Here is an 8,000-nt window from a genome sequence, read left to right on the forward strand (position 1 = left end):
AGCGGGCATGGCCGCGCAAGGGTCGAACGGGATCGGGGCGGCGTCTCGCGGGGCGGCCTTCGCGTCCGTGGACGCGAGACGGGCGCGCATCGCCGCCGGGGCGGCTCAGCCGCGCGTTCGTGGAGGCTCCGGGAGAGCTTCGAGGGCGGGGTTGCGCCGCATGGCCGCGTCCCCCGGCAGGGAACTCCTGCGCCGGGCGGTCCGCGCAGGCAGGTTGGCCGGATCGGACAGGATGCAGGCCGGGCAGCAGAAGGGCGCCGGGCAGCAGGCCGGGGCGGCCGTCCCGCAGGCCGCATCGGCGATCGACATCGGGACGAAGCGCGCATGCGCTGCCGCCGCGAAGACCGGGCTCGACGGGGTCGTCTCCACCACGGCGTGCTGCCCGTGATCGGCGGCATGGCTCTGATGGGCGAGAACGGAGGTCGGCAGCATCCAGGCGAGGAAGGCCAGGAGCATCGCGCCGGTGAGGCGCACCAGGTGCCGGTCGGACCGCATGACGGCGGCCTACACCATTTCGCGCCCGGAGAGAACGGCGGCCCCGGCCTCGCGCACCGCCGGACCGGCCTGTAGAGTCGGCGCGCGCATCGGGATCGGGAAAACGCGGGATGGACGGGCAGGACGAACCGGGCGGCATCGTCGCCCTCGGCGCGGTGGACCTCTCGGCCGCGATCCAGGCGCGCCGGGTCTCCTGCGCCGAGGTGATGGCGGCCTATCTCGACCGGATCGAGGCGGTGAACCCGGCCTTCAACGCCATCGTCGCCCTGCAGGAGCGCGACGGGCTGATGGCCCAGGCGCGTGCAGCGGACGCGGCCCTGGCGCGGGGCGAGCGCGCCGGCCCCCTGCACGGCTTCCCGCTCGCCGTGAAAGACCTCGATCCGGTGCGCGGCCTGCCCTTCACGCAGGGCTCGCCGATCTTCCGCGACCGGATCGCCGAGACCGACTCGATCATGGTCGGGCGCCTGCGGCGGAGCGGGGCGATCTTCGTGGGCAAGACCAACACCCCGGAATTCGGCCTCGGCTCGCACAGCTTCAACCCGGTCTACGGCGCCACCGGCAACGCCTACGACTCGGCCCTGTCGGCCGGCGGCTCCAGCGGCGGCGCGGCCGTGGCGGTGGCGCTGCGGATGCAGCCCGTGGCCGACGGCAGCGACCATGCCGGCTCGCTGCGCAACCCGCCGGCCTTCAACAACCTGTTCGGCCTGCGCACCGGCTACGGCCGCATCCCGGCGGACGGCAAGGACGTGTTCAGCCCGAGCCTGGCGGTGTCGGGGGCGATCGGGCGCTCGCCCGCCGACATCGGCCTGTTGCTCTCGGTCCAGGCCGGCTACGACCCGCGCGTGCCCTTTTCCAACCGGCAGGACCCTGCCGTCTTCGCCGGGGACCTGCGGCGCGACTTTACCGGGACCCGGATCGCGTGGCTGGGGGATTTCGGCGGGCACCTGCCCTTCGAGCCGGGGGTGCTCGACCTCGGCCGGTCGGCCCTCGCGACCTTCGCGGAGATCGGCTGCATCGTCGAGGAGGCGCGGCCCGATTTCGACATGGGCCGGGTCTGGCGGGACTGGCTCATCCTGCGGGCCTGGACCGTGGCCGCCAGCCTTCGCCCCCTCTACGACGACGCGAATCTGCGTGCGCTGCTCAAGCCGGAGGCGGTCTGGGAGGTGGAGCGGGGCCTGGCCCTGAGGGCCGACCAGGTGACGGCAGCCCAGGAAGGGCGGACGGCCTGGTACGAGGCCCTCCGGCGCTTCATGGACGCTTACGACTTCCTGGTCGCCCCGAGCGCGCAGGTGTTCCCCTTCGACATCCACCAGCGCTGGCCGGGCAATGTCGGGGGGCGGCGCATGGACACCTATCACCGCTGGATGGAGACGGTGATCCCGGTCACCATGTCGGGACTGCCGGCCCTCAACGTGCCCGCGGGCTTCGACCCGGCCGGGCGGCCCACCGGCGTCCAGATCGTCGCACCCAACCATGGGGAACTGGCCTGTCTGCAGCTCGGCGCCGCCTACGACGCGGCGAGCGGCTGGGTGCGGCGCAGGCCCCCGTCCGATCCCGGACCATTTGCCGGCAACCCCGTTGACCGCCCAGGCGGCCTCCGCTAAGAGGCCCGACACTCTCACGCGCCCGGCCATGCCGGCGGGGCGGAGCGGGTCTCGGATACGCGTTCGATGCGCACCATCCTGATTGTACCGGAAGCGCCACTGACGGGGCGGCCCTAAGCCAGGGCCGCGATCCGGGCGGTGGCGCATGCAGGGTCCCTAACGGGGCCCTTTTTTGTTGCCCGCATCCCGGCATCACGATCCGAGACCACGACGACGTTAGGCACGAGGACGAAGGAGGAAGACGATGGGCGGCGAGGTCATGACCGGGGCCGAGATGGTCATCCGGGCGTTCCGGGATCAGGGTGTGGACACGCTGTTCGGGTATCCCGGCGGCGCGGTGCTGCCGATCTACGACGCGCTCTTCCACCAGAACACGCTCAAGCACGTGCTGGTGCGCCACGAGCAGGGCGCCGTCCACGCGGCCGAGGGCTATGCGCGCTCGTCGGGCAAGGTCGGCTGCGTGCTCGTCACCTCCGGCCCCGGCGCCACCAACATCGTCACCGGCCTGACCGACGCGCTCCTCGACTCGATCCCCCTGGTCTGCATCACGGGGCAGGTGCCCACGCACCTGATCGGCACCGACGCGTTCCAGGAATGCGACACGGTCGGCATCACGCGCCACTGCACGAAGCACAACTACCTGGTCAAATCGATCGACGACCTGCCGCGCATCCTGCACGAGGCGTTCTACGTCGCGAGCCACGGGCGCCCGGGCCCCGTCGTCGTCGACCTGCCCAAGGACATCCAGTTCGCCAGCGGCCTCTACGGGCGCCCCTCCACGGACGGGCACAAGACCTACCGCCCGGCGGTGAAGGGCGACGCGGACAAGATCCGCACGGCCGTCGAGCTGATGGCCGGCGCCCGCCGCCCGGTCTTCTACACCGGCGGCGGCGTCATCAACTCGGGGCCCGAGGCCTCGCGCCTGCTGCGCGAATTGGTCTCCGAGACCGGCTATCCCGTCACCTCGACCCTGATGGGGCTCGGCGCCTTCCCGGCCTCCAGCGACAAGTTCCTCGGCATGCTGGGGATGCACGGCACCTACGAGGCCAACCTCGCGATGCACGAGTGCGACGTGATGATCTGCGTCGGCGCCCGCTTCGACGACCGCATCACCGGCCGCCTCGACGCCTTCTCGCCGTTCTCGAAGAAGATCCACATCGACGTGGACGCCTCCTCGATCAACAAGGTGGTCAAGGTCGACGTCGGCATCGTCGGCGACTGCGCCTCGGTGCTCGCCGACATGCTGGAGGCCTGGCGCGCGCTTCCCGCCAGGCCCGATCCGTCGAACCTCGACGGGTGGTTTGCCAAGATCCGCACCTGGCGCGCGCGCGAGTGCCTCGCCTACTGGCCCTCGGGGACGATCATCAAGCCGCAATACGCGGTGCAGCGCCTCTACGAGGCCTGCAAGGACCGCGAGACCTACGTCACCACGGAGGTCGGCCAGCACCAGATGTGGGCGGCCCAGTACTTCAAGTTCGAGGAGCCGAACCGCTGGATGACCTCCGGCGGGCTCGGCACCATGGGCTACGGCCTGCCGGCCGCCATCGGCACGCAGTTCGCCCACCCCGACGGCCTCGTCATCGACATCGCGGGCGAAGCCTCGATCCTGATGAACATGCAGGAGCTGTCCACGGCCGTGCAGTACCGCCTGCCGGTGAAGGTCTTCATCCTCAACAACGAGTACATGGGCATGGTGCGCCAGTGGCAGGAGCTGCTGCACGGCTCGCGCTACTCGCAGAGCTACTCGGAGAGCCTGCCGGACTTCGTAAAGCTCGCCGAGGCCTACGGGGCCAAGGGCATCCGCTGCGACAAGCCGGGCGAACTCGACGGGGCGATCGCGGAGATGCTCGCCTACGACGGCCCGGTCGTGTTCGACTGCGTGGTCGACAAGACCGAGAACTGCTTCCCGATGATCCCCTCGGGCAAGGCGCACAACGAGATGCTGCTCTCCGACTACCTCGGCGAGACCGGCGTGGAGCTGGGCGACGTGATCTCCGAGGAAGGCAAGATGCTGGTCTGACGCCGCAGTCGGGAGGGCTTACGGGTGGGCCTCGGAACCGCCTGCGCGGGTGCTGCCGGTGCGCAGCACCCGCCACGCCAGGGCGAGCCGCGTGCGCCAGTCCTTCGGGAGTGGCGCCTCGGGCAGGTCGTGGTGGAGTCGCGGGTCGAGGCGCGGGGTCGCTCCGGCGCGCTCCACCGGGCTCACGGTCGCGCGCTTGCGCAGGGTCACGAAGAATTCGAGCTGGTTCAGGCTGGTCGGCGCGATGCCGGCGACCTCGAACGGGATCAGGTCGAGTTCGATGATCTCGCGGAATACGGCGAGGAAGCTGCAGGGCGTGTAGACCGTGCAGTGGGCGTCGACGTAGTGGCCGTCGGCGGCCACCTTGCGGGCAAGCGCGAGGGCGTCGGTGAGCTGGTTGCCGAACAGGGGCGGGGGCTCGCGCCCGTGCCCGGCCCAGATCGCCGGCATGTCGGCCTTCACGGTCCGCGCGGCATGCTCGAACACCTGGGCGGGGCTCGCGACGCGGGCGGCGGCGATGTGGTGCGCGACGAGGTCGCCGGTGGTCGAGGGCGCCCGCCGGAAGTCGAAGGTGAAGCGCTTGTCGGGCACGGCGAGGAAGACGGTGCCGTCCTCGCGCAGGACCGAACCGATCTCCCGCAGCCAGCCGATCGCGTCGGGGATGTGCTCGAAGACGTGGCTCGCCACGACGTAATCCACCGGGGCACGGGGGCCGAGCGCCTCGGCCAGGGTGCAGCCGTCGAGGATCAGGTCCACGTCCACGATCGGCTCGGTGCGCAGCACGCCGACCGTGTCGTGCCCGAAATACTTGCGGGCCAGTGCCTCGGCCGAGCAATGGTCGGCGTAGAGGACGTCGCCGTCTTCGCGCAGGATCAGGGGCCGGTTGAGGGGCCCGATCTCCACGCCGGTGCGGCCGCGCGGTCTCACGGCATCGAGGGCGCGCTGGCGGTCCGTCATGGGCCGGGCGGATATCATGCACCTGGAACCCGGTCCAGACAGGGGACTGGGACCCAGGGCGATCGCTCGAAGCCGCCCGGGCGGCTTCGGGGCGCGAAGAGCGCCCCGCGGAGCGGGTTTTCCAGGATGTCCATCCTGGAAAACACAAAGCGTAGCGAAAGCCAGAGCCCGCGGATGCGGGCGCCGGCGATTGAGGCCAAGCGAGGAACCAGGGCAAGCGCTGTCAGGCGATTGGCCTGGTCCGGGATGAACCAAGGCGAGAGCGGGAGCCAGTCGAGACCATGAACGCGATGAACACGCATTATCCGGACGCCATCCGGGTCGAGGCCGTCAACCGGCACACCCTGGCGGTGATCGTCGACAACGAACCGGGCGTGCTCGCCCGGATCTCGGGCATGTTCTCCGGCCGCGGCTACAACATCGAGAGCCTCACCGTCTCCGAGACGGAGGAGGCGCGCCACCTCTCGCGCCTGACCATCGTGACCACCGGCACCAACGCGGTGATCGAGCAGATCAAGGCGCAGCTCGACCGGCTCGTGCCGGTGCACCGGGTGGTGGACCTGACGCTCCAGGGCAACGCCATCGAGCGCGAGATCTGTCTCGTCAAGGTGGCCGGCCGGGGCGAGGACCGCAGCGAGGCCCTGCGCATCGCGGCCGCCTTCGGCGCCAAGTCCCTCGACGCGACCCTGAACTCCTTCATCTTCGAGCTCACCGGCACCACCGAGGAGATCGACCGCTTCGTGCGCCTGATGTCGGTGATCGGCCTCGTGGAGATCTGCCGCACCGGCATCTCGGCGATGGGGCGCGGGGCGGAGCCGCTCTGAGTAGCCGCCCGGTCGACGTATGATAGTCTCGCCTACCAGCCGGAGGAGTCGGGGCATGGAAGGGAAACTGGAACGATCGGGCGAGGATTTCCTGATCCGGATTTCGGCTGCCGAAGGCCTGGAGCACGGGTTGCGCGAGGGACAGACCGTGGAGCTCAGGCCTCGGCCGCCCCGGCGTGAAACATGGGCCGACATGATCGGCGAGATGGACCGACTCGGGCAGTCCCATCGCCCCGAGCCGGTCGATTGGGGTCCCGATGTCGGGGCCGAGATCGTGCGTGACGACTGACCCGGAGCAGCCTGCCCTGTCGGATGCCGGCGACCTGGTCTGGGTCGATCTGCGGCCGACGCTGGGCCACGAGCAGAGGGGCGTCCGGCCAGCGCTCGTCCTGACGGATCGCGCCTTTCACAGCCGCAATGCAGCAGCCATCATCTGTCCGATCACCGGAAACGTCCGGCCTTGGCCCACGAAGACCCTGCTGCCGCCCGGCCTCGCGGTTCAGGGGGCGATTTTGACGGATCAGATCCGCAGCGTGGATCGCGCGATGCGCGGCTTTCGTCGGATCGGCCGCGTGCCGGACGACGTTCTCGACGCGGTCCGCAGCAAGATCGCGGCGATCATCGGCCTGTCGCCTGATGTCTGAAGCGCTTCTCGACGGCTTCGAACCTGGTTCTCCGCAGGAGAGCAGCCGAAGCCGAAATCCTGGGATTACGATCCGGCTCACCCTGGCCGGGCGTCGCTCCGATACCATCGACCTACCTGGGCCTCGAGGAATCCGCGGATGACCACCTCCATCCTCTACTACGCCCCCGGCGCCTGCTCTCTGGCCTCGCACATCGCCCTGGAGGAGACCGGCGCCCCTTACGAGACCGTGCGCCTGAACCTCCAGGCCGGCGACCAGCGCGCGCCCGAATACCTCGCGGTCAACGAGCGCGGCCGGGTGCCGGCCCTCGTCGAGGGGGATTGGGTGCTGACCGAGAACACGGCGATCCTGCGCCACGTCGCCCGCGCCCATCCGCAGGCCAGCCTCTGGCCGGCGGACCCGCGCGCGCAGGCGGTGGCCGACGAGTGGCTGTGCTGGCTCTCGATCAACCACCACCCCGCCTTCGCCCATATCCGCCGGGCGGAGCGCTACAGCGACGAGGAGGCGGCGCTGCCGGGCATCCGGGCCAAGGCCGCCGACACCTACGGCGACCTCTGCACCATGACCGAGGTGCGCCTTTCGAACGGCGGCTGGGCGGTCGGCGACCGCTACAGCGTGGTCGATACCTACCTGCTGCTGTTCTGGACCTGGGGCCGCGGGCCGGCCCTGAACTTCGACATGGACGGGCGCTTCCCCGCCTGGAGCGCGCATGCCCGCGCGATGGCCGGGCGGCCCGCCGTCCGGACCGTGTTCGCGCGCGAAGGGCTGGCGCTGCCCTAGGGCGCGTTCCGGCGGATGGGGTTGCACGCGGGGCGGAAGCCCTGTAATCGACCGAACCGTAACGTACGGTTCGGAAAGGTCGCCGGTTTGCAGACGGCTCGGATCGAGAGTGCCGGGATCGCCGCCGAGCCGCCCTCCGCGCGCCGGCAGGCGGTGTTCGATGCGGTGCTCGCGCTGATGATGGAACAGGGCGGGCAGCTCACGGTTGCGGCTGTCGCGCGCCGCGCGAACTGCTCCAAGGAGACGCTCTACAAGTGGTTCGGCGACCGCGACGGGCTGATGAGCGCCACCGTCCGGTGGCAGGCCTCGCGGGTGCGCGCCGGGCGCGACGCAACCCCTGCGCCCGACGCCTCCGACCTGCGCGAGCGCCTCACGGAGTTCGCGGCCACCTGGCTCGGCGTCATCTCCAGCCCGGCCTCGCTCGCGCTGAACCGCGTCGCGATCGGGCAGGCGGCCTCCCGCGGGAGCACCCTCGGCGGCATCGTCCTGGCCAATGGGCGCTTCGCGGTGGGCGAGCGGCTGAAGCCGGTGCTGGAGGCGGGGCGTGCGGCGGGGCTCCTGGCCTTCGACGACCCGGAGGCCGCCTTCCGCACTTTCTTCGGGCTCGTCAGCCGCGACGTGCAGATCCGCCTGCTGCTCGGCGATCCCCTTGACTTCGACCCCGACGAGATCGAAC

9 protein-coding genes are annotated in these 8,000 nt (G+C 70.7%); 7 read left to right on the forward strand and 2 right to left on the reverse strand.

Translation table 11 applies throughout. The annotated features are described in order from the left end of the window. Nucleotides 1–105: 105 nt before the first annotated feature. The gene (locus COGEMETH_RS02000) at nt 106–495 is read right to left on the reverse strand and encodes a hypothetical protein (RefSeq protein ID WP_238180949.1); all 390 of its coding nucleotides are present in this window, start codon (nt 493–495) and stop codon (nt 106–108) included. Between the two features lie 110 nt (nt 496–605). Here COGEMETH_RS02000 and COGEMETH_RS02005 point away from each other — a divergent pair, with 110 nt between their 5' ends. Further along, nucleotides 606–2,099 (forward strand): amidase, encoded by a 1,494-nt coding sequence (locus COGEMETH_RS02005; protein ID WP_238180950.1) that lies wholly within the window; start codon nt 606–608, stop codon nt 2,097–2,099. Between the two features lie 244 nt (nt 2,100–2,343). Beyond that, nucleotides 2,344–4,119: an acetolactate synthase 3 large subunit gene (locus tag COGEMETH_RS02010; RefSeq protein ID WP_238180951.1), complete on the forward strand. Its 1,776-nt coding sequence runs from the start codon at nt 2,344–2,346 to the stop codon at nt 4,117–4,119. Between the two features lie 18 nt (nt 4,120–4,137). Here COGEMETH_RS02010 and COGEMETH_RS02015 read toward each other — a convergent pair whose 3' ends face one another. Further along, nucleotides 4,138–5,076 carry a methyltransferase domain-containing protein gene (locus COGEMETH_RS02015; protein ID WP_238180952.1) on the reverse strand — a complete coding sequence of 313 codons (939 nt, stop codon included), beginning with the start codon at nt 5,074–5,076 and terminating at the stop codon, nt 4,138–4,140. Between the two features lie 281 nt (nt 5,077–5,357). Between COGEMETH_RS02015 and ilvN the strand changes: the two genes are divergently transcribed. From ilvN to COGEMETH_RS02040, 5 genes are all read left to right on the forward strand, one after another. After that, complete coding sequence (gene ilvN / locus COGEMETH_RS02020; RefSeq protein WP_238180953.1) at nt 5,358–5,900, forward strand: acetolactate synthase small subunit; 543 nt, start codon at nt 5,358–5,360, stop codon at nt 5,898–5,900. 55 nt (nt 5,901–5,955) lie between these two features. After that, the gene (locus COGEMETH_RS02025) at nt 5,956–6,189 is read left to right on the forward strand and encodes a MazF family transcriptional regulator (protein ID WP_238180954.1); all 234 of its coding nucleotides are present in this window, start codon (nt 5,956–5,958) and stop codon (nt 6,187–6,189) included. Further along, nucleotides 6,179–6,544, forward strand: a complete 366-nt coding sequence (locus COGEMETH_RS02030; RefSeq protein ID WP_238180955.1) for a type II toxin-antitoxin system PemK/MazF family toxin — start codon at nt 6,179–6,181, stop codon at nt 6,542–6,544. Before COGEMETH_RS02025 ends, COGEMETH_RS02030 begins: the two co-directional genes overlap by 11 nt. A 138-nt stretch (nt 6,545–6,682) precedes the next feature. Next, a complete protein-coding gene (locus tag COGEMETH_RS02035; protein ID WP_238180956.1) occupies nt 6,683–7,324 on the forward strand; it encodes a glutathione S-transferase family protein in 642 nt (213 codons plus the stop codon). Between the two features lie 87 nt (nt 7,325–7,411). Next, a partial coding sequence (locus COGEMETH_RS02040) for a TetR/AcrR family transcriptional regulator (protein ID WP_238180957.1) occupies nt 7,412–8,000 on the forward strand: 589 nt, incomplete at its 3' end.

Origin of the sequence: Methylobacterium trifolii, assembly GCF_022179685.1 — a bacterium.
Classification (GTDB): Bacteria; Pseudomonadota; Alphaproteobacteria; order Rhizobiales; family Beijerinckiaceae; genus Methylobacterium; species Methylobacterium trifolii.

What these genes read in the sequence shown, in the direction of transcription:
- COGEMETH_RS02005 (WP_238180950.1), top strand. Translation starts at nt 606, where the DNA reads ATGGACGGGCAGGACGAACCGGGCGGCATCGTCGCCCTCGGCGCGGTG.
- COGEMETH_RS02015 (WP_238180952.1), bottom strand. Translation starts at nt 5,076, where the DNA reads ATGACGGACCGCCAGCGCGCCCTCGATGCCGTGAGACCGCGCGGCCGC.
- COGEMETH_RS02025 (WP_238180954.1), top strand. Translation starts at nt 5,956, where the DNA reads ATGGAAGGGAAACTGGAACGATCGGGCGAGGATTTCCTGATCCGGATT.
- COGEMETH_RS02035 (WP_238180956.1), top strand. Translation starts at nt 6,683, where the DNA reads ATGACCACCTCCATCCTCTACTACGCCCCCGGCGCCTGCTCTCTGGCC.
- COGEMETH_RS02000 (WP_238180949.1), bottom strand. Translation starts at nt 495, where the DNA reads ATGCGGTCCGACCGGCACCTGGTGCGCCTCACCGGCGCGATGCTCCTG.
- COGEMETH_RS02010 (WP_238180951.1), top strand. Translation starts at nt 2,344, where the DNA reads ATGGGCGGCGAGGTCATGACCGGGGCCGAGATGGTCATCCGGGCGTTC.
- ilvN (WP_238180953.1), top strand. Translation starts at nt 5,358, where the DNA reads ATGAACGCGATGAACACGCATTATCCGGACGCCATCCGGGTCGAGGCC.